This window comes from Paenibacillus xylanexedens, from assembly GCF_007680605.1.
Classification (GTDB): domain Bacteria; phylum Bacillota; class Bacilli; order Paenibacillales; family Paenibacillaceae; genus Paenibacillus; species Paenibacillus xylanexedens_B.
Genome location: NZ_VEIO01000011.1, coordinates 21,790 through 46,422 on the forward strand (window position 1 = coordinate 21,790; position 24,633 = coordinate 46,422).

Below are 24,633 nucleotides of genomic sequence, written 5' to 3' on the forward strand. Positions count from 1 at the left end.
TTCCATAGTGTGTAAATTACAGGAGATTACGATGTGCCTATTGGGTATCCTTGTTCATTTTTTTGTTTTCGGATCATCTTCAAAACGGTTCTTTCTGGTTTACAGATGAGACCGTTTCTCATATAATTTATGTAACCAAGTTTCATGTGATGAAACATGAGGAGGGCATCATGCCATGGAAGACCGCAAGTTAACCGTCCGGGCTGTAGAACGGGCGCTGGATATATTATTATGTTTTACCACGCGCAGTGATCTTGGACTCACCGAAATTGCCAGCCAGATCGGTTTGCACAAAAGTACGGTGCATCGGTTGATGGCTACACTGGAGGATCGGGGGTTCGTGATACGTGATGCAGCAACCGAAAAGTATCGACTGGGCATTCGGATCTGGGAGCTGTCGGCGCATATGTCACGTAGTGACGATCCTGCAATTTTGCTTTTACCTGCAATGGAGAGACTTCGTGATCGCTTGGGCGAGACGGTAAGTCTTTACCTTCGTGACGGCGGTGAACGGATTCGGATTCAGGCTGTGCAGAGTGATCAGGCTATTCGGCGGGTTGCGCCTGTAGGGGTCAGGCTGCCGCTTTCCGTAGGCGCTTCCAGCAAAGTGTTAATGGCATTTGCCGCTGACGAGGATCGGGAGGAACTGATGAATGGCCCGGAATGGCCTGTATTTATCGATCCGGCCGTCTATCTGGCACAGATGGAAGACATTCGGGTGAGTGGCTACGCAACCAGTTATGAGGAACGCGAGCCGGGAGCTGCCGCTGTGTCCGTGCCCATTATGGATCGCAGAGGCAACATTGCAGCGGCGCTTTCCGTGTCCGGACCTGTCAGCAGGCTCTCGCAAGAGACATTACACGAGTACGCACCTGTGTTGAAAGAGGCGGCTGTGCAAATGGGACTTATGTTGCCTTAGAGGTGGGCTCTTTGCATGAAGTTTTGCTAGAAGGAATTTCCCCTCTGGAATATTAAGGTTGAATTTCAGCCCAGATTACGCTACTCTGTAATGGACGACCCGGCGGGGTCGGTTGTAAATGTTATTTTGCAAGTTGAACAGCGGCTTGATTGTCGCAATACGTTTACGTTACTGGGGGAGTCCGAATTGTCCGGACTGAGACGGGATCGCATGAGATTCCGGACCCTTTGCACCTGATCTGGATCATACCAGCGTAGGGAAGTAATCGGCCACATGACCACAAACACCACAGGCGTTAACCCGGGACCCATGCTGTATTGCAGCGGATGGCCCTAGTTGCGTGTATGGTGATGGACATCAGTCGGTTCCTTCGGAACCGGCTTTTTTTATTTACAGCGGCAAGCAGAGATTTAGTTGTTGTGTTTCACCATGGCAGTGACGGCACAACAATTGCGGCATATATGCCTGGACTTCTACGTAAAGTGATCTCGTGTGTTGTGCTTTTGCTGATTGTACATAAAAGTTGTCTCTTGGATCATTCTGGCTGCTTGTGCAGGGTCAATCCTGCTGTGCTTCTGTGCTCTGCTTTTTCCAGACAGGTGTGGTAAGTCAAAGCTGTCACATTGGTGGACGATATGGGCAAAAGAAGATCACAGAGGAGGAACAGGAGACATGAGTACACATAAGCAAACGGGGCAAGAGACGGTAATGGAGGAAACAGGGCGCAATGGTCATCCGGTGGAAAAGAAAACCGGAGCGGCTGGAGGGGTACAACCCTTCCCAGGCAGCCGCAAAGTCTACATTCAGGGCTCACGACCGGACATTGCTGTGCCGGAGCGTGAAATTGCCCTTCATGACACGAATACTCCCCAAGGGGTGGAGCATAATGAGCCGCTGCGTGTCTACGATACGAGCGGCCCGATGACCGATCCCGAATTCCAGATGGACATTCGGAAGGGGCTACCTGCGCTCCGGAATCACTGGATCATGGAGCGCGGTGACGTTGAAGAATATGAAGGTCGGGCGGTGAAACCTGAAGATAATGGCTTGAAGCCGGGCGGACGGAGAGCCGGGGCAGAGGAGTACCCGGGATTCCGCGGGCAACCGTTACGTGCTAAGGCTGGACGGTGCGTCACGCAGATGCATTATGCGCGGCAGGGCTTGATTACGCCGGAGATGGAGTACGCCGCTATTCGTGAAGGCGTAGAGCCCGAATTCGTACGGCAGGAGCTGGCGAGCGGCCGTGCGATTCTTCCATCCAACATCAATCACCCGGAGAGTGAGCCGATGCTGATCGGGCGTCATTTTCACGTGAAAATCAACGCCAACATAGGCAATTCCGCTGTTTCTTCCTCCATCGAGAAGGAGGTGGAGAAGATGACCTGGGCTGTTCGCTGGGGATCGGATACGGTAATGGATCTCTCCACAGGCAGAGATATTCATACCACACGGGAATGGATCATCCGTAACTCTCCAGTGCCGATCGGTACGGTGCCGCTCTATCAGGCGCTGGAGAAGGTGAATGGCGAGGCGGAAGCACTCACTTGGGAATTATACCGAGATACGCTGATTGAACAGGCGGAGCAGGGCGTGGATTATTTTACAATTCATGCGGGTGTGTTGCTGCGATATATTCCGATGACCGCGAAACGGATGACGGGGATTGTGTCACGGGGCGGGTCGATTATGGCGGCGTGGTGTCTGGCACATCATCAGGAGAACTTTTTGTACACCCATTTTGAAGAAATCTGCGAGATTATGAAAAGGTACGATGTTGCTTTCTCCCTCGGGGACGGACTACGTCCAGGTAGCATCTACGACGCCAACGATGAAGCACAGATGGCGGAGCTCGCCACACTTGGGGAATTAACGCAGATTGCATGGAAGCATGATGTGCAGGTCATGATTGAAGGGCCGGGGCATGTGCCGATGCATAAGATCAAGGAGAATGTGGATCTGCAGATGGAAATCTGCCAGGAAGCGCCGTTTTATACGCTCGGACCACTGACCACAGACATCGCACCGGGATACGATCATATTACGTCCGCGATTGGGGCAGCGATGATTGGCTGGTTTGGTACGTCTATGCTCTGCTATGTTACCCCGAAGGAGCATTTGGGGCTTCCGAACAAGGACGATGTGCGTGAAGGGGTTATCGCTTATAAAATAGCCGCCCATGCCGCTGATTTGGCCAAAGGCCACCCACGCGCCCAGCGCCGGGATGATGCGCTGTCGAAGGCACGCTTCGAGTTCCGCTGGAGAGATCAGTTTAATTTGTCGCTTGACCCGGAACGAGCGCTATCCTACCACGATGAGACGTTGCCCGCAGAAGGGGCGAAGGAGGCCCATTTCTGCTCGATGTGCGGGCCGAAGTTCTGCAGTATGCGCATCACGCAGGACATCCGTGCCTTTGCCGCAGATCGCGGCCTGAACGACGAGGAAGCCGTTGCCGCCGGGATGCAGGCAAAAGCGGAGGAGTATCGGGCACGGTAGGTGAGATTAGAGAATAATAGTGAAGCAATAAAAAACAGTTCAGCACTCAGAATGAGTGCTGAACTGTTTTTTTATTTGTAGACTAAATACAGAATGTCTTTTACGGATATCTATACATTACTTTACTTCATTTTACTCCAAATTCTAAACAGAATACCTGCAATGACAAATAGTATGCCGTCCGCTAATTTAAGACTTCCACCATAGATAAACGCAGAACAGGCCAAGCCTATAATAAACAAAATTAGAATGTATAAGTAACGCACGAACCTTCACTCCTCTACAATAAATGGAACAGTGCTTAGCATAGTTTAAGAGTGTGAATAATTAATTCAATTTTATTAATAAGATATAATGATTCTAATACACAAATTCAATTAATAGTAGAAATCTTTTAATGTCCCTCTGGAATCATTACTGGCTGAGCCCGAAAAACTAACGCTCAAAGCTCCAAAACTTAATCCAACACTACCTGAACCTTTAATGTGATAATAATTAGATTGTATCTGGGAGAGACCACTTTGATTTCCTTGCTTTTTATGTTCTATTGTAAAGACAGCAGCGGCAACCTGTTCTTTGATAATAATGCCTCCCTTGAGATCAGCATTAAATCCAACACCACTCTCACCTGTATAGGAAAAATTGCGTCCACTTCCTAAAGTTGTAAAAGTAGAGTTACCACTGTACTTTACTTTATCTTCATAATATGCAGAACCTGGGACGGCTCTCCAAATATCTTTATCAAAAGAAGCGCCATAGGCATCGGATAAACGCCATACAGGCATTGATTTCCATTTACCCGTTAATGCAATCATAAATCTTTCACGATTATCAACGTTATCAGCTCGAACTACAGTTATATAATAGTCAAATTGATCGTCCTTGATGTTTCCGAGTGCTCCAACTTCTCCGTTTGAATCAGAGTTGGCTTTTTCATGTGCAATTACTTCAATTGATCCATCTTCTTTTAAAAGACTTCTCTTCAATTCAGGGCTCCACGATTCTATAACCTCGAAAGGAATGCCTTGCTTTAATAGAGAAATATCTAAGCTCTCGATTCTTTTTTCTGAATTAGCAAATGATGTAGCGGGAACAAGGAATAGGGACAAACAACAAATCAACAGTAGCTTTGGTATGCGTAACTTCAAATTAAAACCCCTCTCATAAAATTAATAATACAGCTGAATTGTATAACAAAATTTGGTATAAGTAAATACTAATAAACTATTTATTGAATAATATGTAAATTGTAACTGTGTTTATATATATGTAGTTTTTAGGGGGATTTCATCCGTTACATTAAATTTTTATAATTCGTTTTTTAAATTTATTTTGATGTAGTATGCAGACTGGCACACATATGCCAATCTGCATGTCCTTGCGCTAACGCAATGCTAATTTTCGTACTGATATTCAATACTTACTCGTAATATCCTTTTGCATACACGGCTGCTGTCGAGAAGCAGAGATGCTTCATTTCGTCCTGCTGATTTTCGGGCGGCATCTCCAGAAACCAAGGCTCCTGCATATCCTCTCGGGTCATGGGCACAGGACGCCATAGAATCAGGCCGATCTGATCGAACTGATAACTGCAACCAAGCTCAGGATCTTCGCGGTCATATGGCGCAATAGCGTCCAACTGCGGTATCAAAATGTCAGCCTCGGTGCCAAGCAGATCAAGTTCTCCCAGCATGCATTTATACTCGCCACTTTCATAAAATTCAATAAAATGTGCTTTGCCTTGGGCATCATACTCCACTTTTGGATCAAGGGTGAAAGCTTCCGTTTGTTTCACTTCACTCTGTGTCATGCCTAACCGGATATCTCCGATGGATTGACCTGGTTCTACAGCGAGATGTTTCATGGTCATGGTTATATTCCCCTCCAAAATAAAGTCTGCATAGCTGTGGTTTACCACCCTTGTAAGGAAGCAGGACAGTGCGTACTGGAAGCTGCACACAGCGCGAAAATACTTATACTTTCTTCGTAATACCGATATCCCGTTCCAGATTCGCGCCTAATAATGAAAGCGGCGTATAAATGGTCATACCTGCGTTGGCAGATGCCTGCTCAGCCGCAGGAGCCATGGAGAGCTGAGCAGCAACAAGACAAGTATCCTTGCGTTCAAGAGCAAGCTGCTGCAATGCTTCTTCTAACGCGGTGATGTAGCCTTCCTGGTCGCCTCGCATAATCATGTCGAATAGACCGGGGAGCAACATTGATTCTAACTCAGGCTTGTTCTTTCCTGCCGAATGTCGATCCACATAGTCACGATATCGAGCCATCGTCGGTTCTACTGTGGCGGGGTTAGTAAACGCGAGCAAATACCGCTTCGGATGTTTTACCATCATCGCGAGCAGTGAATCGTCAATACCCGTTACCATCATCGGTAACGGTTGTATTTGTTCCAACACGGCAGCGAACAAGGTGCATGTCACAAGAATGGCGTCAGCGTGACAGCGGCTCATCCATTGCAGGGTCTGATTTACTTTTTCCCGAACAAGCGCACTACTGAAATTCTCATCATGCTTGAGCCGATCAAGACCGGGGTCTACGTAGTGAACCAGTTCGATATTATAGGAAGTCAGGGCTTGTTCAATCAACCTGATATTGGAGTAATGCGCGTGGAAACAGGCAATGGTGCTCATAGGCAATCCCCTTTATGTAGAGTGACTACAAGACGCGCCTGGATCACACAATGAGCGTGAACCATCGGTAAGAAACTTCGCGCCTGAAATGTCACCTTTTACACGTAGTATAGGGAGTAGCTTCAGAGATGTAAAGACTTATCTCATGTTCATGGATACGTTCTTTTTCGCCATTTTTTGCTGTAAAATTTCATGGAAGGATAGGCCTTGAGTGTTCTCATTTTCCTTTTTGGGCGCATTGGTCTCCGTGTTGCGCGGATATTGGTGGTGATACGGGATCATTTGCTGAATAGGCATGCGGATCATCTTGGTTTCCTCCTTACATGCATGATGGACATGCATCGTTAGTTTTGTATGTATTTTCAACACTCGTTTTGTTGGTGAACATAAAATGAATTCACGTTGTACCCATATAGGTACATATGACTTGTTACATGAAATGGTTCATATGAAGCCGGAATTCCGACTCGGACGTAGTGATTTTACCCGGTATTCAGAAGATGTAAACGGTTTTAGGGAAATTCAGGAATAAAGAACCTGATATGAAAGGCGAGGTGTGGGAGCGTGGTATCGGTTGTTATGCGAATGGTCCTAATTTTAGGGAAGTCAATGGTGCTTGCCTCTAAGACATATGTCCAAGTGACTAGGTATGGTATATGCTAACTAACTTGGTTCTATGGTCGGGGTATGTTGATCGAATAATGTCAAAAAAAGCTGCCAAGACCACTTGGCAGCTGCAGGTTTCCCATTGGATTCTCTTTTTAAATTCCCTTTTTGAAGAGGGGGTATCCGTTAGTATTACTTCCGTTACCTGCGTTCGTTTACCGCAATATATACATCCACCTGTGTATGTTCCGGGTTTAAACTCCGCTCATCGTAGTACTCAAAATCACCGGTAAATGTGCGGTCACTCTGATGGGTCCACGTCCACACTGCGTCCCACACCTCACTGACCACCTCAACCATGGGTCCGGTTCTCGAAGTAAACACTGCATAGGTAGCAGGCGGTAACTGTACCTCATCGAAACCTTCAGGTAGTCGTTCTTCCTCGCCGACTTCATGTCCGACCAGAATGGTATATTCTCCAGCAATGCCATCTGCGTAATCCGTGTAACAGCCATAACGTGCAGCTTCAGTAGCCGGAATGTGTTCGGAGGCAAAATAACGACCCCACAACGCACCGATGCTGCCTTGGCCGCTCATCTCAATTGCGTTGGTTGTACGTGCTGACAGCCCGGCTAGGCGTTTGCCCGGAAGGGTTACATAACGGACAGGCTCTCTGCAAAACGAAGTATCCTTTGGTGGATTAGCAATAGTTCCGTCCTGACCGTTTCCTACATTTCCTGCATTCCGCCATCGTTTCAAAAAGGGCAGTTGGTTGCGTAGCATCGAGCGGGCTGATTCCTCGTCCATGCCTTCTTCTTTCAGAATAGTGGTGCACATCTCGATCATGCCTTCTAGTGTCATCCCCGGTTGTTCAAACTTGCCACCCTTGTAACAATAAATGCAGTATTCGCGGGTTTGGCTGCCGTCTAACTCGGTGCCGAATTGCTCGGTGCTGGTTAGAGGCATTCCACAGCTCTGACATACGGTAACGTTCATTCTTCATTCCTCCTTGGGTATGGTACAACTTCAACGTGAACATAGTTGAAGTATACGGGGAGGAACTGGACAGCTGTCTGTCAGGTTTGAGCTGAGGGTTTATAATTTTGCACAATTTGCTCTGCCACGCGGCATACATTGTCCCGAATGTGCAGAGGTTCCAATACCTCCACATCCGCGCCAAAGCCGAGAATAAAGCCATATAGCCAGTTATCCTCAGGGAAAGCGATCTGGCTGATATAATACCCGTTGCCGTCAGGCAATACATTTTCAATCCCAAACCATTCTTCCGCGAGATGACGGGCACGGGCATGGAATTTCAGCGTGAGTCCAATGTGATTGTTCGGACGGCTCCATTCCTGTTGCCACGGTCTGTCCTGAAGGTTGATGGATTGACGTTCAAAATGTTGTTCGGCAAGCACGACCTCTTTCATGCGCACCAGCTTGAACATGCGGAATTCATTCCGTTCATGGCAAAAGGCATACAGATACCACGCGTGCCTTTTCAGCACAAGGGTGTGTGGATCAACCGTGCGACAGGTCTCGGCACCTTCGGCGCTGCAATAAGCAAAATGAATGCATTGAAGTTGATCGATTCCCTGGTCGATGACCTTTAATTTCTGTTGTAGTGCTTCAGGGTGAGTCCACGTTGAATAATCCACGATGAATCGATGCGTGCTGGCCTGAAAATCTTCATTTTTGGCTTCCGGCACGATACTGCTCAGCTTCTCTACCAATAACTCACGCGCAGTATTCGTATGTGTGGTTGAGATGCTACGCAGCGCCGTGACGATGGAAGCGAGGTCCTTGTCGGTTAACAGATTACGATCCAGCCGGTAGCCTTCTGCCAGCCCGATTCCACCGCTTGCGCCCTGATATGTCACCACGGGAATTCCAGCTTGGCCTAATGTGTCGATGTCTCGATAGATTGTACGTATGGATACTTCAAACATGTCGGCCAGCTCTTTGGCCTGTAATCGCCTGCGATTGATGAGCAGTACCACAATGGCTAACAAACGCTCCAGTTTCATAGCTACGGTTTCCTTTCATTTATGGGGCTATATAGACTTGGACAGCATTTACACTGAACACTCCAATGACAGAATAACCTTCCAATCGCTGTTATCCCCAGATTTTTTGATTCCCTTTTTCAAAGGGGAAAATCCGGTGATAAAGGCGAACGCTTCGCTTTTTCAGGTTTTTTCTGTCCTCTCCGTTAAAGTGTAAAAGAAAAGTCAAACTTATATAACATTGCTTTCAATTGTTTATCTGGGAGTTATCTGTTAGATTCAAAGGTGTTATATTGCCCAGCATCCCATATAGGAGTGAAATAAGCAATGAAGCGAATTACGATTCTGATCGCGGACGATGAAATAGAGATCGCGGATCTGGTTGCTTTACATTTACAAAAGGAAGGCTACCATACCGTCAAGGCCTCTGACGGACAGTCGGCACTGCAGGCTGTTCAGACACACGCCATCGATCTGGCGGTTCTGGATATTATGATGCCGGGTATGGACGGGTATGAGGTGACCCGTAAAATCAGGGAACAGCACCATTTTCCCATCATTTTCCTGAGTGCGAAAACATCGGACATGGATAAAATTACAGGACTCGTGATGGGTGCCGATGATTATATGACCAAGCCGTTCAATCCGATGGAGCTTGTGGCTCGCGTGAACTCTCAACTACGGCGTTCTTTGCAATTCAGCCAGTCCACAACTGCAGCGCAGCGTTCTGTTTTGGAAAAAGGCGGACTTGTTATTGTCCCCGACCAGCACAGCGTAACGCTTTACGGTAAACCGCTGGAGTTAACACCGAAGGAATTTGACATTTTAGTGTTACTTGCCAGCAATCCCAAACAGGTATTTAGCACAGAAGTCATATTTGAAAAGGTATGGGGCGAGGCTTATTTCGAGAGCGGCAATACCGTCATGGTACATATTCGAACGCTGCGCAAGAAGCTCGGAGAAGATGTGAACAAGAACAAGTTCATCAAAACGATCTGGGGTGTGGGGTACACGTTCAATGACTAAACGGAGAAGTTTTCGCACAACGATGATTATGATGCTCGGTCTGAGCATGCTGGCTTCCGGCGTCGTCACGTTTATCGTATACAAGCTGTTGCAGATGTACTACGCAGGGGTGAGGCGGGAAGACCCGCTGGCGGAATATCGGAATATCATGAGAAGTATTGGCGATCTATATGTCTTTATGCTCCTCTTCATCCCACTTGCGATTTTATTTTTCTACTTGTTTACCAGACGTTACGTTACGTATTTCAAAGAGATTTCCTCGGGCATTAATCACTTGGCTAACGGGGATTTTGATCATCAGGTACAGATTGTGGCCAAAGACGAATTGGGTGCGATTGCGGAAAGTGTCAATATGGCGAGCCAGAAGCTGCGAGAAGCGGTGAATCGAGGGGATTTTGCCGAAAACAGCAAAGACCAGCTCATCGTAAACCTTGCGCATGATCTGCGCACGCCGCTGACCTCTGTACTGGGATATCTGGATTTGCTGATGAAGGATGAACAGTTGACCGAGGAACAGGCGCGGCATTTCATAGCGATTGCGTTCACCAAGTCCCAGCGGCTGGAGAAGTTAATTGATGATCTGTTTGAAATCACACGAATGAACTATGGCATGTTGCCTGTACACAAAACGCGGCTGGACCTGAGCGAGCTGTTGAAGCAAATGAATGAGGAACTTTATCCTGTTTTTGAAAAAAATAATCTGGTCACCCGTTTACATATCGATAACGATCTTACCGTATCCGGAGATGGGGAGCTGCTCGCCCGTGTGTTCGAGAATCTGCTCATCAATGCTGCGCGGCATGGGAAGGACGGGATGTACGTGGATATAAAGGGATTTCAGGATGAAGGCCAGGTTGTCATTCAGGTGACGAACTATGGAGGACATATTCATCCTGATGATCTGCCACGCATCTTCGACATGTATTACACCGGAGATCGGGCACGGACCGTGCAAGAGGGAGGCACGGGTCTTGGACTGTTTATCGCGCGTAATATCGTGGAGCAGCATGAAGGGATAATATCGGCTGTAAGTGATGTGGTACACACGATGTTTGAGGTTCGTCTGCCTGTTTTCCAGCAGGTTTCTCATGAAACTTAAGAAAAATTTAAACATTGCCCTGCGTTTTCTTTAAATTGTTTTGCCTATCCTTGAATTATGAGAGGAAGGAGGAACAATCATGAAAAAGTGGGGCTTTCTACTATGCATCATTTTGATCGGGTATTTCGTGACGCAATCTACGGCAGCTTTGTGGCAGAAGGAAGAGATGCCGATTGTTGTTTTGGATACCAAAGAGAAATACGCGGGGTACCGAGAAGCTGCATTTCAAGAAATGAAACAGCAAATACATAAAGGCAATCTTGTTTTGGTCAATTCCGAGCATCCGATTCACCCGGAGGGTATTCGCTCCGACATTGTTTATGTAGCTGATGAAGAAGACTTGCTTTTAGGTTATGGACTACTGGATCACAAATTGATGTTATCGCGTGAGGTTACAGAGAGATTCCAGAAGATGGTTGAAGCAGCAGGCGAAGAGGGAGTACGCTATTTCCTGATGAGCAGTGGATACAGAGATTTTGAGAAGCAGGATGAGCTATATCGGCAAAAGGGTTCGGACTACGCGTTGCCTGCGGGTTACAGCGAGCACAATCTGGGGTTATCCCTGGACATAGGTTCAAGTCTGGCCGCAATGAGTGAGGCTCCAGAAGGAGCGTGGCTGGAGAAAAACGCATGGAAATACGGTTTTATTTTGCGATACCCCAAAGATAAAGTGAACGTGACAGGCATTCAGTATGAACCCTGGCATTTCAGATATGTCGGCATGCCGCATAGTGCGGTGATGTACAAGAATCAGATGGTTTTGGAAGAATATCTGGAGATGTTAAGAGAAAAGAAAGACGTGAGCGTCGATCTGGACGGCGTTACATATGATATCCATTATTATCAGGTATCGAAGGATACGAAGATTTATCTGCCAGAGAATGATGCCTACGACATCTCCGGTGATAATATGCAAGGAGTTATTGTTACGGTTGAAAAATCGTCTTGATGATGAGTATCAACCTAAGAGGGCGGCCTGATGGAGGAGGGAGAGACAGCATGAGACAGAACAAGCCGAACGAGCAGTATAGGCAACAAGGTCAAAAAAATCATCAAAAAATCAAACTTTTTGATGTGAACCAACGTCATAAGAGTCACGGTCAAAAACACAATCGCAATGAGATAAAGAGCAATCCGTTTCGAATCGTCTGGATTGCCCTGTTCGTGATTTATCTCTATCTGCTGACCAAACTGATTTTATTTAAAGGTGGAGCGGTGGATGCAGGACTGGTCTGGGACAGATTGATGGCGCTGCTGCGTCAACCGGACCTGATCCATACGCGAACTGTAAATTTGACGCCATTTCAGGAGATCAAACGAGACTGGCATAGCCTTTCGCTTCATCGTCCAGGAACCGCCATTCATCTGGCCGGCAATATCCTTGTATTTGTGCCGTTTGGTATATGGGTTACGGGTCTGGCACGCCACTCTTTTTTCGCCGGTATTCATGTGCTGTTTCTATCCTTTCTGCTTAGTCTGGGTTATGAAGTGACACAGTTGCTGACGGGGATGGGCATCTTTGATGTGGATGATCTTATGCTGAATACAATTGGCGGAATGATCGGATATGTGTTGTATATCGTGTTACTGGTATTGAACAGGCTATTCACTGGGGGAAGATCGAGAGTAGTAGTGAATAATTAGGCGACTGACGACGAGAATCACAGGAGAGTAACTCTGAGAATCACAATGAGAATCACTGGGAGAGTAATTAAGCGAAAGAGTGATCGTGATAACTGTGGAAGAGAGGCCCGTGTTTCTTGGCCTGCCTAAGGAGGGATTACACTGATTATTATCGCTGTGCTGTTGATTAGTGCAGGGCTTATGTTTCTGGTATATCCGCAGAGTACAACAGGTGCCACAGATCAGCAAATCAAGGATCGTCGATTTCTAGCGAGGTGGATAGGAGCAACATTGATCGTCATGTCGTGTTTATTTCTGATGATGGGAACCATGCAACTGTTCGATCAATCCTCGCATTATATTGGGCATTAAGTGAATCTCCCTATGAACGCACAGTTGTAGCAATGCGTAAGAGGTTTTTTTATAAAGGCACAGAGGTGGCGGGGAGTTTGCAACCCTCGCAACCCCCATACCCCCTAACCCCTAAATCTAACCCTTTAGATTTCAGTGTTTTGTCCCCCTCACGGCGCTAACGATCACGACAGACCTTATTTGGCTGATTTTGCCGAGTCATCAATTCTAACGATCACCAGGAACGCTATTTGGCTGGATTTCATCTGAAACTGGGTAAAGTCGAGGGGATTTACTTAAATAGCGTCTCTACGGATCGTTAGAATTTCACAAAGCCTATTTGGCGCCCAATAAGGCTTCTCATGATCGTTAGAGTCGTTAGCATTTTGGCTACCGGTCTCATTGACGTTGATTTCTTAACTTCAGAATCTTTCCTGCGACGCATACAATTTTGCTTTGTTCGCCAGCGGGGACTTTCACCTGAAAGTTACACTCTAGAGCATTGATTTGAGTAATTTTTAGCGGAGCATTTTGTGATACTTCTTCATCGTTGTAGTGGAGAGACATCTAATGAGATAAAGAAAAGACGATTCACCCATAACCTGTATGCTCACTATACTTGGAGGAGGGCTCGCATTGATTTTGTTAGCTAGAGAGCTTGCTGGAAGAATGAGAGCGTTGATCGCTATCGAAAGTGAGATCGCAGACACAACACATAGACAAGAGGATGAACAGGCCATACTGGAGTTGGAAAAGAAAAGGTCCACACAGATCCGAAGCTTCACACGTGATGAATTATTGGTCATCCAAACGGTTATGAATATCGGCCGATGCGAAAGAGGTTATCGTTATTATGCCAACTCAGAGAATCCAAATTATTATGAGATCATTCACCTGCCTATTGAGTTGAACGAGTATGAGTTGATGCAGAAGCATTCATATTTTCTGGTACATAAAACCGAACAAGAGCTTGCAGATAGAATTGAGCATTATACGGCTGTTTCTGAACAACTGAAGGAAGGCCTGGCTATTTTGAAACTCTAGGAGGCAGATCGGATGATTATGAAAATTTCGTACTACACCCCTGACGGTTTCTATTATTATGTCCCTGACCAGCATGCAGAGCAGATCGAAGCGTGGAGAAATGAATTTTCTGATTTTCTGCAACGCATTGAAGGTAAACATCCGTTCACTCAATATATGGAATATATTAATTTCGATGATGAACTGGAATATGGGGTGTTTATTCGCAGTTACGGCGGGGATGACTTTATGGATTGGATCAACGTCGAAAAGTTGAAAAGCAGGGGAATCTATCGTATACCTGAACCGCTGGATGATTCAGAGGTGGGAATCAGGATCGATTTTTAATCAGAGTGCAACAGCAAAGTATTTACAGCAAAGTAAAAATGACTAAAGCAAAGCAAAAAGGACTAACGCAAAGCAACATTAAACCCGAGTCCCGCCTCAATACTCCGAATTAAAAAGCCCCGCTTCATTGTGCATGCTACGCACATGAAGCGGGGCTTCGTTATTTCATTTTATCCCATGAAAGATAAAGGGGATTAAGCTTTTTTCATCATCTGACGCAGTACCGTTTGCAGGATACCGCCGTTGTGGTAGTAATCCACATCAACCATGCTGTCCAAACGAGCGATAACAGGGAAGTCGAATTGTGTACCGTCTTCACGTGTCACGGTTACTTTCAATTCTTGACCTGGTTTTACATCGTTGCTCAGACCTGTGATGTCAAACGTCTCACGTCCGTTCAGGCCGAGGCTGGACCAGCCGTGACCTTCCTGGAATTGCAATGGCATAACGCCCATACCTACCAAGTTACTGCGGTGGATACGCTCGAAACTTTCCGCGATAACCGCCTTGACGCCGAGCAAGAACGTACCTTTGGCTGCCCAGTCACGGGAGCTTCCTGTACCATACTCTTTACCTGCGATAACGATCAGGTTCTGTCCTTCAGCCTGATACTTCATGGAAGCATCGTAGATGGACATTTCTTCGTCTGTTGGCAAGTATTTCGTAATACCACCCTCAGTACCTGGAGCTACCTGGTTACGAATACGGATGTTGGCGAATGTACCACGCATCATGACTTCATGGTTACCACGGCGTGAACCGTAGGAGTTGAAGTCTTTGCGCTCTACGCCATGCTCTTTCAGATACAATCCAGCTGGACTGGACGGTGCAATGTTACCTGCTGGTGAGATATGGTCCGTTGTTACGGAGTCACCCAGCAATGCCATTACACGTGCAGCGCGGATATCGGAGATATCGTTCAGCTTGTCACCAAGCTCTTGGAAGAATGGCGGGTTCTGGATGTAAGTGGAGTTCGGGTCCCACTCGTACAGTTCGCCTTCCGGTACAGCAATTTGGTTCCAACGCTCATTGGCAGTAAATACGTTCTCGTACTTGTTGCGGAACATCTGTGCATTCAGGGAGCTTGCAATCGCATCCTTGATCTCTTCGGAGCTAGGCCAGATGTCTTTCAGGAATACAGGTTGATTATTTTGGTCGTGACCGATTGGATCGGTTTCGAAGTCAATATCAACTGTACCTGCCAGTGCGTAAGCAACGACTAGCGGTGGAGAAGCCAGGTAGTTTGCTTTTACTTGTGCGTGTACACGGCCTTCGAAGTTACGGTTACCGGACAATACGGCAGCTACAGTCATATCGTTGGCAGCAATCGCTTCACTCACTTCATCTGGCAGTGGACCGGAGTTACCGATACATGTTGCACAGCCGTAACCGGCAACGTTGAATCCAAGTTGGTCGAGATAAGGGATCAGACCTGCTTTTTCCAGATACTCGGTAACGACGAGGGAACCTGGAGTCAAGCTGCTTTTCACATATCCTGGTTTAGTCAGACCGAGTTCAACCGCTTTTTTCGCGAGCAAACCAGCACCGACCATAACGCTAGGGTTAGATGTATTCGTACAGCTTGTGATCGCCGCGATGACTACAGCTCCAGCTTTCATCTCAGTTGTGGAACCGTCAGGGTGCTTCACAGGCACTTTTTGTTCAATCTTCTCATCGCTCAGTCCATATCCGCCTTTGTCGACAGGCGTACGGATGATGCTGTTGAAGCTTTCTTTCATTTGAGTCAGCTCGATACGGTCTTGTGGACGTTTTGGTCCTGCAAGGCTCGGTACAACGGAGCCGAGATCCAGTTCGATTACATCCGTGAACTCCGGATCAACGGTGCTGGAAGTACGGAACATGCCTTGAGCTTTGTAGTATGCTTCAACCAGTTCTACTTGCTCGTCGGAACGTCCAGTGCTACGCAGGTAGTTCAGTGTTTCGCTGTCTACCGGGAAGAAACCGATTGTTGCGCCGTATTCCGGTGCCATGTTGGCTACTGTTGCACGGTCAGCAAGACCGATGTTGGCAAGGCCTGGTCCGTAGAACTCAACGAATTTGCCGACAACGCCTTTTTTACGAAGCATTTGAGTAACGGTGAGCGCGAGGTCAGTTGCTGTTGCGCCTTCGCTCAGGCTACCTGTCAATTTGAAACCGATAACGTCTGGCGTTACAAAATAAAGCGGTTGGCCCAGCATCCCTGCTTCGGCCTCGATACCACCTACACCCCAGCCGACAACGCCGAGACCGTTGATCATAGTGGTGTGAGAGTCTGTACCTACGAGGGAATCCGGGAATACAACCGTTTCGCCATCAACCGTTTTGGTTGCAGCCACGGAAGCAAGGTACTCCAGGTTAACCTGGTGAACGATCCCTGTGGATGGCGGAACAGCACGGAAGTTATTGAATGCCGTTTGTGCCCAACGGAGGAAGCGGTAACGCTCTTCGTTACGCTCGAATTCAACTTTGATGTTGTAATCAAGTGCATCACTGGTTCCGAAAGCATCAACCATAACGGAGTGGTCAATAACCAGATCAACGGGAACGAGCGGATTGATCTGTTTTGGATCGCCGCCTGCTTTTTTCACGGTGTCACGCATTGCTGCAAGGTCAACAACAACCGGTACACCCGTGAAATCCTGCAATACGATCCGCGCGGGGATAAACGGGATTTCCTTATTATTATCACGGCCTTCTGCCCAGCCGGTCAGTTGTTTAACGTGTTCTTCGGTAATCGCACGTCCGTCGAATTGACGAATTGCTGCTTCAAGCAGCACTTTAATCGAGAAGGGAAGCTTGGAAAGGTCGCCGTGGCCGCCTTCCTGAAGAGCATCGAGACTGTAGTAGCGGTAAGACTTGCCTCCAACCTCAAGCGTACGAGCGGCGGAGAAATGGTTCTTGGCTGACATACATGTACCTCCTTAAAATGTGTCGGTGAGATGAAGAAAACGTTCATTTCTAAATGAAGAACAGGCCTTCACCGTTCCGTGTTCTTGTTCAATGGTTTCATCAGGTGAAACATAATTTCATAATCATAACTTTAGTTCTAAGTATACCGTTTTCACATCCGTACGTAAAGGGCTTTTTGCCTGTGCAAGCAAGCGTTTGAAAGGATGAAGGCGTTTTCTATATTCTGGTGTGAACGTGGATGATTTTGAGCTTTTCAGGTCATAGAATTAGGTGCGTTATTTCAACTGTGTACATACAAACTAGGTTCTCTTCATATGAATAGTAGGAGTTTATCTCGTGATGATCCAGACAGAACTCATGCCAAAGGGGGACACAAGCTTGGAACGCGAATGGAAGAGTGCCTTATATACGTACGTCAACCAGTACAATCGCTGTGAGATTGATTACCGTCCACAGACGAGCGAACGGATCGTAACCGATCCCGAATTTGTGGTGGAACGGGGAGAGCGTATGGCAAGGCTGGATGAATGGTATCGCAAACGGCGCGCCGTACCTCTTCGCAGCGAGACCAGCGCCAAGCTTGTGCGTACACTCATTGATGGTTCTGAAGAAGCGGTGGTGGAAGTGCAACTGTACAGCAGGCTGTTCTATGAGAAGAGCGGCATCACCCACCGGGAGGATCGGATCGAACGTGAGCGATTAACCTTTTTGCGCGATAATGGGCATTGGAGTATAGCGCGTGTGGAACGAGAAGTGCCGGAGCGCCGTCCAGCGGGGGAAGGGCGTCCGTATCAACAAGCCGATTTTGTACAGGCGGTGAATCGGCCGCTTCTGAATCGGGAAGTATTGGGTCAAGGCAGAAGTGCCAAAAGACATATATATCGCCGGGATCTGGCTGTTGCCTACGCAGATCGATGGTGGAATGCGGGCAATCCGGCATATGAAGAATTCGATGTGGACTGCACGAATTATGTGTCCCAGTGTCTCTTTGCAGGGGAAGCACCCATCCACTATACTGGTAGAAGAGAAGCGGGCTGGTGGTATAAAGGGTATGTGAACGGCGCGGAAATGTGGAGTTACAGCTGGGCCGTATCCAACAGTCTGGCAAGATATCTGTCGGGCAGCAGCTGGGGGCTGACGGCCACCGAGGTGGATCGTCCTGAGCAACTGATGCTTGGTGACGTCATTTTCTACGATTGGGACGGCGACGGAAGATTCCAGCACAGCACGGTGGTTACCGCTTTTGATGCGGGGGGCATGCCGCTGGTGAACGCACATACGGTGAGCAGTCGCCATCGTTACTGGGATTACCGGGATTCCTATGCCTGGACGGAGCGGACGGTATACCGGCTTTTTCATATCGCGGACGAATTTTAACAGGGAAAGATTTGCGAGATTCGGTGACGCAGACAGCCCGTTCCGTGTAAAATAAGAACAGAGACCGGAAGCAGCAGGGCAATCGCCTGTAACGGCTGCGCAGATAGCACCACGTACAGATATAATCGGAGGTTACGCATGAGTATGGATAAATTAAAAGTAGGCGTCGTATACGGCGGGAAATCGGGCGAGCACGAGGTATCGCTGCAAACGGCGTTTGCTGTAACAAATGCATTTGATTACGAAAAATATGAATTGGTTCCTTTTTATATCTCCAAGCAGGGGACGTGGAAAAAAGGAACAGTGATGCATGCACCTTTTGCACGCATTGAAGATCTGAAACTGGAACACTCCGCAGGCGGCACACAGGACGCGCTGAACGCATTATTTGCACGTTTGTACGGTGGCGCGGAAGCACTGGACATTATGTTCCCGTTGCTTCACGGCACGTTCGGCGAAGATGGCACCATCCAGGGGATGTTCGAGATGGCGGATATGCCGTATGTGGGCGCGGGTGTGCTGGCTTCGGCAGGCGGCATGGACAAAGTCGTAATGAAAAAACTGTTTGCCCAAGCCGGGATTGACCAGTGTGCTTTCACGTATTTTAATGCAACACAATGGAAACAGACGGAACACGAAATGATCGTACAGGTTGAAGATCAGCTGGGTTATCCTTGCTTCATCAAACCGGCCAACCTTGGTTCCAGTGTGGGTATTTCCAAAGCGCGTAACCGCGATGAACTGAAAACAGCGATTGAGTTTGCACTCCGGTATGATACCAAAGTAGTCATTGAGGAATTTGTGGAAGCACGCGAGGTCGAGGTTAGTGTTCTCGGCAATGATGAACCGATGGCATCTGTTCCGGGCGAGATCGTATCCTCTGGTGAATATTACGATTATGCAGCCAAATACATCGACGGTCAGTCCCAGATGCTGATTCCTGCACCGCTCGACCCTGAGGCGGCAGACCGCATCCGTGAAGCGGCTTTGCAGGCGTTCCGTGCCATAGAAGGCAACGGCATCTCCCGCGCAGATTTCTTCATTCGCAAATCGGATGGAGCACTGCTGATTAACGAAGTGAACACCATGCCTGGCTTCACTCCGTACAGCATGTACCCGCTCTTGTGGCGCGAGACAGGCGTGTCGTATGCGGAATTGCTGGATCGCATGATCGAACTGGGACTGGAGCGGTATAACCGCAAACAGGCACTGAATTACGAAAACGGCGTTCAGGCATAGCCTGGACGATCCGCTATCCAAGCTAGATTTCCACTATCAGGAGATTGGGAGGAATGTGCATGGGATTTCAGACAGAATTTAATTCCGTATGTAAATTCAAAAGCGAGCAAGAGTTATTTGAACTGCTGGAATACGGCCGCGGCAAAATGGTCAAACAAGGCTTCCGGGTATTTCCTACCGGGCAAAAGGTCATTGCTTACACGCCGGACAATGTAGCGGTGGCTATTGTGAAAATTGTGGCTTCCATTGCGGAGATCAATTTTCAGAACCAGGAAGTGACGGAAGTAGAGATGCAGCTCATTCGCAAGTTGACCGAGGAAGAATCACGGGTCCAGACGGCGCTTGCCGATGAGATGTTCTTCGGGGAACAGGCTCAGGAGTAGTCTGATCACAGGACGCACTGAACAGTGCTGTCAATAGAGTGGCTCTCTCCAGAGAACTAACGGAGATACTGCTGAATATAGCTGACTACTCTCTCGGACGAACCTCTAGGCAAAGGACTTGGATGGTTTTACATTCATGCGATTACGCTCCCCTGTTTAGGGTAAAGCTTGGTTATATACCATGTCGGCTTAGCTTCGCGGCTGTCTTCAGTCGTGCAAGTCTGTCCGTCCTAAACAGAGAGGAAGAAATTCATGCTTGTACGTTTCGGTTACGTGGCAATGTCGGTGCTGGTGGAGAATGCTTCGCCTTCCAAGACCATGACAATGGCCAGTTTTAATAAAATCGGAGACAGGGAAGCGGCGATTCGCAAGCTGGAACGCATTGCAGCCGAGAACCTGCATAATACCTTACGTTTGCTCCGGCACAACAAAGGAAGCCATATTCATGTATATCGCTTTTCTTCGAAATTAATTCCACTGGCTACCCATGAAGATTTGAGTGATTGGGACCCGTTTCCGGCACTGAAACCGGATTTCGAAGCGATTGGTGACTTCGTGAAGGAAAATCAGATGCGTGTATCCTTTCATCCGGATCATTTTACCGTACTGAGTACTCCTCGCGAAGAGGTGCTGCGCAACTCGATGAAGGATCTTCGTCATCATGTTCGTATGCTGGATGCGATGGGGCTTAACGCCACGGCCAAGAACAATATTCATATTGGTGGTGCATACGGGGACAAGCCATCCGCCGCACGGCGTTTTGAAGAAAATTTCTTGAAGCTGGACAGGGATATCCAGGAGAGACTGACGCTTGAAAATGATGATAAAACGTTCAATTCACCTGAGACACTCGCGGTATGTCAGAACATTGGGTTACCGATGGTACTGGATATTCATCACCAGTGGGTAAACAACGAAGGCGAGCAGCCATGGGAACTGTGGCCGGATATTCTAAAAACCTGGCAGTCACCGCTAGCACAGGCCGATGCACCGCCAGACCGACCGTTAGTTCCGAAAATTCATGTGTCCAGCCCGAAGAGCGAGAAGGACCCTCGCGGACATGCGGACGGGGTGGAAGTCGAGCCGCTACTTGATTTTCTGCGTCATATCGCGGCGGATACACCTGCCCTTGATGTCATGATCGAGGCCAAACGCAAGGATGAAGCCTTGGTGCAGCTGATGCAGAAACTGGCCTTTTATCAGGATGAAGGTGTTGAATGGGTGGACGAGTCCACGGTACGAATACATCCCTGAGGTCAAAAGAGGCTTGGACAGCAAGAAACTTTACGAATGCTCAGACGTATACTTCTAACAAGTATTTTTAACTTTTTCGTAGATTGATATAGAAAGTAGAGTGAACGCTTTGAGTGAAAAGGAAAAGGTACCTTATGTCGTGACAAGCAAAAGCTATACTGCCGTTGCTATTAATGCAGCGTCCAAGGCGGGAGAGTGGATCAAGAGCCGTCTGGGTACGGTAAGTGAACTCGGAACGAAGTATTCCCCTCAAGATCTGGTAACCGAAGTGGATAAAGGAGCAGAGCAGATGATTCGCCGCCTGATTCTCACCCATTTTCCAGACCACGCTATTCTGGGGGAAGAGGGAGTTGAACCGGGGCCTGAAGCTTCAGCAAGAGCGCTGAAAGAGGCAGCGGAGGAAGAGTATCTCTGGATTGTTGACCCGGTGGATGGAACGACGAACTTTGTGCACGGATTCCCGTTCTACTCGGTGTCCATTGCGCTTGCACATAAGGGCGAAGTGATTGTAGGTGTGATCTACGATCCTTCCCGTGACGAATTGTTTGTTGCGGAAAAAGGAAAAGGAGCCTACGTGCACGGAAACCGGATGACGGTATCGGGTGAGGAAACACTGGGCCAGAGCCTCGTGGCGGTAGGCTTCCCGGCAGATACGACGTTTGCGCTGCCACTGAATATGGCCGCTGTTCAGGCCCTTGCTCCGCAGGTGCGCAATCTGCGTGCAGGCGGTTCAGCTGCCATTCATCTCGCTTACGTGGCTGCAGGGCGTCTGAGTGCTTATACGGAAGTGGGGCTCAAGCCTTGGGACATTGCCGCAGGTGCGCTACTGGTTGCGGAATCCGGTGGTAAAGTGACGGATACGAAGGGAACACCATATACGCTTGCCGTGAACCATATCGTTGCCAGCAATGGCAAGATTCATGATGCGTTGACAGAAGTATTGAAGGAAGCCAAGGCTACCGGACTGGAGTAAACACATACCACTTTATTATAGGAGTGAATAACATGGATGAATCCAAAGAACTGGAACAACGGCTTAGCGACATGCTGACGGAAGGAGACATGGAGGCGTCCGGTGATGCTGATGAGCGTGAACGTCAACTCATTCCTCCCAAATATGAGGTGCGTATTCAGACAGAACGAGACCCGATTGTGGAGGAAACGTTAAAGTTTCGTACCATGGCTCGGGAATTGGATGATCGATATGACAGGTATGTGGATCGGGCTACCGGGCAGGATACTAAGGAAATCGGCGAGCCCGCGCCAAGTCAGCATGCAGATCAGGATCGAGTTAAGGATTCAGATTCGGATATCGAAGCGTAACATACAGGAAACTACGACCATCAATCGATATACCGCTTATCAGTAGGCACACTATCATTCAGATTGCTCTCACAACTAAAAGCAGAATTTAAACAAATAGACTTCCCGGCAAAGGGAGGTCTATTATTTTGCGCTCACATTCAGGCGAGAGGACAAAGCTATATTTGAAGTGATAGAATAGAGGTACACAAGCATATGTCATCGGAATGAATGGTGTACTATATAATCGTGTAAATGCTGGATTTAACTAAAGGAGTGTTCACAAGAATGAAGCGTAAACGTATTTGGAGAAACACCGCAGCAGGGCTGAGTGCCAGCATGCTGGCAGGTATGTTGCTACTTACACCGTCCACATTACCGGCACATGCTGCTGACGCCAAAACGGCCGTATTACCTGTGGCTTCAAATGAAGCATCGCTTACAGCAACCAAGAAAGATGCCTCCGCTGTAACCAAAGAGTTCCGGATCGTCACATTGGGTGACTCCATTACCGTAGGATATGAGCCGAAGATGACCACATTGCCTTATGGTTACGTTGAGCGTTTGCAAGAACAAGGCTTGCTCCATGGGCGCACGCAAGTAGATAACTTCGGCATCGCTGGACTTAAAACGAGTGGTTTGAAGAGCTTTACCGATGCGATCAAAGAAGGTAAGGCGCTGACTTCCGAAGCCATTCAGCCGAGTTTGCCTGATCCAAGAGCAGGACAGATCGGAGCTAATACGGCTGCGCTCCGTGAAAGCATTGCACAGGCTAATCTGGTAGCGATGACAATCGGCGGCAATGATGTCTCGGAGCTTCTAGGTACGGCGAATACGATGAGTGATCAAGAGTTACAAGAGAAAGTAAAAGAATTGCTGTCAACGTATACAACGAATGTTACTGATATCATTAATGATATTCATGCGATTAATCCATCTGCGCGGATTGTTATTGCCGACCAGTACCAGCCGATGCCAGCAGTAGCCGGCAAAGAGCTGTATGCCAAGCTGATGCAGGCTTCAGAGGGCTTCACACAAACGATTGACGGGATTGCTGCCCAGTTCACAGCCCAAGGAGCTGATGTGAAAGTAGCTCATGTAGCCAAAGATTTTGTGGGCGGCGAAGGCACGATGACACATATGATCAAAAATCGGGATTTCCACCCGAATCAGCTTGGATATGCTGCTATTGCTGAAGAGTTTGCAAAAACCATCTGGGGTGACTACACGAAACTGACCGCGCCGGATGCAGGTCAACCGATGAATATTATCGTTAGTGGCAAGACGCTGAACACACCGTATAAACCAGTGATTCGTAACGGCAAAAACTTCGTCGCGATCCAGGATATCGTGAATGCAGTGGGTGCCAAAACCGTTTGGGATAACAAAACGTCAACCGCAACCATTACCTACGGTGACCGCACAGTAGCTGTGAAGATCGGAGCGAATGCCGTGAAAGTGAACGGTGCATCCGTTACAGTGGACACGCCGGCTTTCCTGAACAAAGTAGGCAAAGAAGCCAAAACGTATGTACCGGTGGCTATGGTAGCCGAAGGTCTTGGTTTTGACGTGCAGTATATCGCGAAGCTCAAAACGGTATTTGTAAATCCGTAAGGTTGTTTATCAAAGTGCACATTCTTATGATTGAGCATGTAGATATCGAACTTGTAAGTTTGAATATGTAGGAATGAATGTGTAAGAAGTGACCTTAATCCCAAAATATCATTAGTGGCGTGGCAGGACATGTTCCTGACTCGTCACTTTTTTGTGCTGTTCTTTTTGGTCGATTGGATTCGTAAAATCAGTAGGAGATCGAGAAATAGAAATGGTGCCTGCCTTGAGGAAGTCAGGGGGCGGCCATATTCTAACGGTCAGGAGAAGCCTTATTCGGCTTGAAATAAGCCTTTTGAAATTCTAACGATCCGTAGAGACGCTATTTAAGGAAATTCCTTCGATTGACCCCTGTTTTACATGAAAATGCTCCCAATAGCGTCACTGGTGATCGTTAGATTTTGAAACCATGTCA

23 protein-coding genes and 1 riboswitch are annotated in these 24,633 nt (G+C 47.8%); of the genes, 16 read left to right on the forward strand and 7 right to left on the reverse strand.

Features of this window, described 5'->3' with window-relative positions:
* The first annotated feature begins 175 nt into the window (after positions 1-175).
* Together FS818_RS26125 and thiC are read left to right on the forward strand one after the other, a co-directional pair.
* Entirely contained in the window at positions 176-919 is a 744-nt protein-coding gene (locus FS818_RS26125) for an IclR family transcriptional regulator (protein WP_090924571.1), read from the forward strand.
* A 163-nt stretch (positions 920-1,082) separates the two neighbouring features.
* Positions 1,083-1,196, forward strand: a riboswitch (TPP riboswitch).
* Positions 1,197-1,627: 431 nt separating this feature from the next.
* Positions 1,628-3,412 carry a phosphomethylpyrimidine synthase ThiC gene (thiC, locus tag FS818_RS26130; protein ID WP_260989979.1) on the forward strand — a complete coding sequence of 595 codons (1,785 nt, stop codon included), beginning with the start codon at positions 1,628-1,630 and terminating at the stop codon, positions 3,410-3,412.
* Between the two features lie 377 nt (positions 3,413-3,789).
* On the opposite strand, the gene FS818_RS26135 is transcribed toward thiC, so the two are convergent.
* The 6 genes from FS818_RS26135 to FS818_RS26155 form a co-directional block, all read right to left on the reverse strand.
* Positions 3,790-4,560 carry a hypothetical protein gene (locus FS818_RS26135; RefSeq protein ID WP_145336143.1) on the reverse strand — a complete coding sequence of 257 codons (771 nt, stop codon included), beginning with the start codon at positions 4,558-4,560 and terminating at the stop codon, positions 3,790-3,792.
* A gap of 272 nt (positions 4,561-4,832) precedes the next feature.
* Complete coding sequence (locus FS818_RS26140; RefSeq protein ID WP_145336145.1) at positions 4,833-5,282, reverse strand: hypothetical protein; 450 nt, start codon at positions 5,280-5,282, stop codon at positions 4,833-4,835.
* A 103-nt stretch (positions 5,283-5,385) separates the two neighbouring features.
* On the reverse strand, positions 5,386-6,060 hold the full coding sequence (locus FS818_RS26145; protein WP_145336147.1) for an aspartate/glutamate racemase family protein: 675 nt from the start codon (positions 6,058-6,060) through the stop codon (positions 5,386-5,388).
* Positions 6,061-6,198: 138 nt separating this feature from the next.
* Positions 6,199-6,366 carry a hypothetical protein gene (locus tag FS818_RS28995; RefSeq protein WP_186375609.1) on the reverse strand — a complete coding sequence of 56 codons (168 nt, stop codon included), beginning with the start codon at positions 6,364-6,366 and terminating at the stop codon, positions 6,199-6,201.
* A gap of 501 nt (positions 6,367-6,867) precedes the next feature.
* Complete coding sequence (locus tag FS818_RS26150) at positions 6,868-7,662, reverse strand: zinc ribbon domain-containing protein (RefSeq protein ID WP_145336149.1); 795 nt, start codon at positions 7,660-7,662, stop codon at positions 6,868-6,870.
* 80 nt (positions 7,663-7,742) lie between these two features.
* A complete protein-coding gene (locus tag FS818_RS26155; RefSeq protein WP_145336151.1) occupies positions 7,743-8,693 on the reverse strand; it encodes a helix-turn-helix transcriptional regulator in 951 nt (316 codons plus the stop codon).
* A gap of 306 nt (positions 8,694-8,999) precedes the next feature.
* Here FS818_RS26155 and FS818_RS26160 point away from each other — a divergent pair, with 306 nt between their 5' ends.
* The 7 genes from FS818_RS26160 (at position 9,000) to FS818_RS26185 (ending at position 14,142) form a co-directional block, all read left to right on the forward strand.
* Complete coding sequence (locus FS818_RS26160) at positions 9,000-9,698, forward strand: response regulator transcription factor (protein ID WP_145336153.1); 699 nt, start codon at positions 9,000-9,002, stop codon at positions 9,696-9,698.
* The gene (locus FS818_RS26165; RefSeq protein WP_145336155.1) at positions 9,691-10,797 is read left to right on the forward strand and encodes a HAMP domain-containing sensor histidine kinase; all 1,107 of its coding nucleotides are present in this window, start codon (positions 9,691-9,693) and stop codon (positions 10,795-10,797) included. The genes FS818_RS26160 and FS818_RS26165 overlap by 8 nt, the downstream gene beginning before the upstream one ends.
* A gap of 79 nt (positions 10,798-10,876) precedes the next feature.
* Positions 10,877-11,746, forward strand: coding sequence for a M15 family metallopeptidase (locus tag FS818_RS26170; protein ID WP_145336158.1), 870 nt, complete (start codon positions 10,877-10,879; stop codon positions 11,744-11,746).
* Positions 11,747-11,796: 50 nt separating this feature from the next.
* Complete coding sequence (locus FS818_RS26175; RefSeq protein ID WP_145336160.1) at positions 11,797-12,441, forward strand: VanZ family protein; 645 nt, start codon at positions 11,797-11,799, stop codon at positions 12,439-12,441.
* Between the two features lie 156 nt (positions 12,442-12,597).
* On the forward strand, positions 12,598-12,792 hold the full coding sequence (locus tag FS818_RS29000; protein WP_186375610.1) for a hypothetical protein: 195 nt from the start codon (positions 12,598-12,600) through the stop codon (positions 12,790-12,792).
* Positions 12,793-13,407: 615 nt separating this feature from the next.
* On the forward strand, positions 13,408-13,815 hold the full coding sequence (locus FS818_RS26180; protein ID WP_145336162.1) for a hypothetical protein: 408 nt from the start codon (positions 13,408-13,410) through the stop codon (positions 13,813-13,815).
* A 12-nt stretch (positions 13,816-13,827) separates the two neighbouring features.
* A complete protein-coding gene (locus tag FS818_RS26185; RefSeq protein WP_145336164.1) occupies positions 13,828-14,142 on the forward strand; it encodes a hypothetical protein in 315 nt (104 codons plus the stop codon).
* A 194-nt stretch (positions 14,143-14,336) separates the two neighbouring features.
* Here FS818_RS26185 and acnA read toward each other — a convergent pair whose 3' ends face one another.
* Positions 14,337-17,051, reverse strand: coding sequence for an aconitate hydratase AcnA (gene acnA / locus FS818_RS26190; protein WP_145336166.1), 2,715 nt, complete (start codon positions 17,049-17,051; stop codon positions 14,337-14,339).
* A 358-nt stretch (positions 17,052-17,409) separates the two neighbouring features.
* Between acnA and FS818_RS26195 the strand changes: the two genes are divergently transcribed.
* The 7 genes from FS818_RS26195 (at position 17,410) to FS818_RS26225 (ending at position 24,221) form a co-directional block, all read left to right on the forward strand.
* Entirely contained in the window at positions 17,410-18,429 is a 1,020-nt protein-coding gene (locus tag FS818_RS26195) for an amidase domain-containing protein (RefSeq protein WP_145336239.1), read from the forward strand.
* A 138-nt stretch (positions 18,430-18,567) separates the two neighbouring features.
* Positions 18,568-19,668 (forward strand): D-alanine--D-alanine ligase, encoded by a 1,101-nt coding sequence (locus FS818_RS26200; RefSeq protein ID WP_145336168.1) that lies wholly within the window; start codon positions 18,568-18,570, stop codon positions 19,666-19,668.
* 59 nt (positions 19,669-19,727) lie between these two features.
* Positions 19,728-20,051: a hypothetical protein gene (locus FS818_RS26205; RefSeq protein ID WP_123066865.1), complete on the forward strand. Its 324-nt coding sequence runs from the start codon at positions 19,728-19,730 to the stop codon at positions 20,049-20,051.
* 252 nt (positions 20,052-20,303) lie between these two features.
* Positions 20,304-21,305, forward strand: a complete 1,002-nt coding sequence (gene uvsE / locus FS818_RS26210; protein ID WP_145336170.1) for a UV DNA damage repair endonuclease UvsE — start codon at positions 20,304-20,306, stop codon at positions 21,303-21,305.
* 109 nt (positions 21,306-21,414) lie between these two features.
* Positions 21,415-22,278 (forward strand): inositol monophosphatase family protein, encoded by an 864-nt coding sequence (locus FS818_RS26215; RefSeq protein WP_260984864.1) that lies wholly within the window; start codon positions 21,415-21,417, stop codon positions 22,276-22,278.
* 32 nt (positions 22,279-22,310) lie between these two features.
* Entirely contained in the window at positions 22,311-22,628 is a 318-nt protein-coding gene (locus FS818_RS26220) for a hypothetical protein (protein WP_260989978.1), read from the forward strand.
* Positions 22,629-22,895: 267 nt separating this feature from the next.
* On the forward strand, positions 22,896-24,221 hold the full coding sequence (locus FS818_RS26225) for an SGNH/GDSL hydrolase family protein (RefSeq protein ID WP_145336175.1): 1,326 nt from the start codon (positions 22,896-22,898) through the stop codon (positions 24,219-24,221).
* The last annotated feature ends 412 nt before the right edge of the window (positions 24,222-24,633 follow it).

What these genes read in the sequence shown, in the direction of transcription:
- FS818_RS26220 (WP_260989978.1), top strand. Translation starts at nt 22,311, where the DNA reads ATGGATGAATCCAAAGAACTGGAACAACGGCTTAGCGACATGCTGACG.
- FS818_RS26160 (WP_145336153.1), top strand. Translation starts at nt 9,000, where the DNA reads ATGAAGCGAATTACGATTCTGATCGCGGACGATGAAATAGAGATCGCG.
- FS818_RS26175 (WP_145336160.1), top strand. Translation starts at nt 11,797, where the DNA reads ATGAGACAGAACAAGCCGAACGAGCAGTATAGGCAACAAGGTCAAAAA.
- FS818_RS26225 (WP_145336175.1), top strand. Translation starts at nt 22,896, where the DNA reads ATGAAGCGTAAACGTATTTGGAGAAACACCGCAGCAGGGCTGAGTGCC.
- FS818_RS28995 (WP_186375609.1), bottom strand. Translation starts at nt 6,366, where the DNA reads ATGATCCGCATGCCTATTCAGCAAATGATCCCGTATCACCACCAATAT.
- FS818_RS26200 (WP_145336168.1), top strand. Translation starts at nt 18,568, where the DNA reads ATGAGTATGGATAAATTAAAAGTAGGCGTCGTATACGGCGGGAAATCG.
- uvsE (WP_145336170.1), top strand. Translation starts at nt 20,304, where the DNA reads ATGCTTGTACGTTTCGGTTACGTGGCAATGTCGGTGCTGGTGGAGAAT.
- acnA (WP_145336166.1), bottom strand. Translation starts at nt 17,051, where the DNA reads ATGTCAGCCAAGAACCATTTCTCCGCCGCTCGTACGCTTGAGGTTGGA.
- thiC (WP_260989979.1), top strand. Translation starts at nt 1,628, where the DNA reads ATGGAGGAAACAGGGCGCAATGGTCATCCGGTGGAAAAGAAAACCGGA.
- FS818_RS26205 (WP_123066865.1), top strand. Translation starts at nt 19,728, where the DNA reads ATGGGATTTCAGACAGAATTTAATTCCGTATGTAAATTCAAAAGCGAG.
- FS818_RS26185 (WP_145336164.1), top strand. Translation starts at nt 13,828, where the DNA reads ATGATTATGAAAATTTCGTACTACACCCCTGACGGTTTCTATTATTAT.
- FS818_RS26140 (WP_145336145.1), bottom strand. Translation starts at nt 5,282, where the DNA reads ATGACCATGAAACATCTCGCTGTAGAACCAGGTCAATCCATCGGAGAT.
- FS818_RS26145 (WP_145336147.1), bottom strand. Translation starts at nt 6,060, where the DNA reads ATGAGCACCATTGCCTGTTTCCACGCGCATTACTCCAATATCAGGTTG.
- FS818_RS26170 (WP_145336158.1), top strand. Translation starts at nt 10,877, where the DNA reads ATGAAAAAGTGGGGCTTTCTACTATGCATCATTTTGATCGGGTATTTC.
- FS818_RS26165 (WP_145336155.1), top strand. Translation starts at nt 9,691, where the DNA reads ATGACTAAACGGAGAAGTTTTCGCACAACGATGATTATGATGCTCGGT.
- FS818_RS26155 (WP_145336151.1), bottom strand. Translation starts at nt 8,693, where the DNA reads ATGAAACTGGAGCGTTTGTTAGCCATTGTGGTACTGCTCATCAATCGC.
- FS818_RS26125 (WP_090924571.1), top strand. Translation starts at nt 176, where the DNA reads ATGGAAGACCGCAAGTTAACCGTCCGGGCTGTAGAACGGGCGCTGGAT.
- FS818_RS26195 (WP_145336239.1), top strand. Translation starts at nt 17,410, where the DNA reads ATGCCAAAGGGGGACACAAGCTTGGAACGCGAATGGAAGAGTGCCTTA.
- FS818_RS26150 (WP_145336149.1), bottom strand. Translation starts at nt 7,662, where the DNA reads ATGAACGTTACCGTATGTCAGAGCTGTGGAATGCCTCTAACCAGCACC.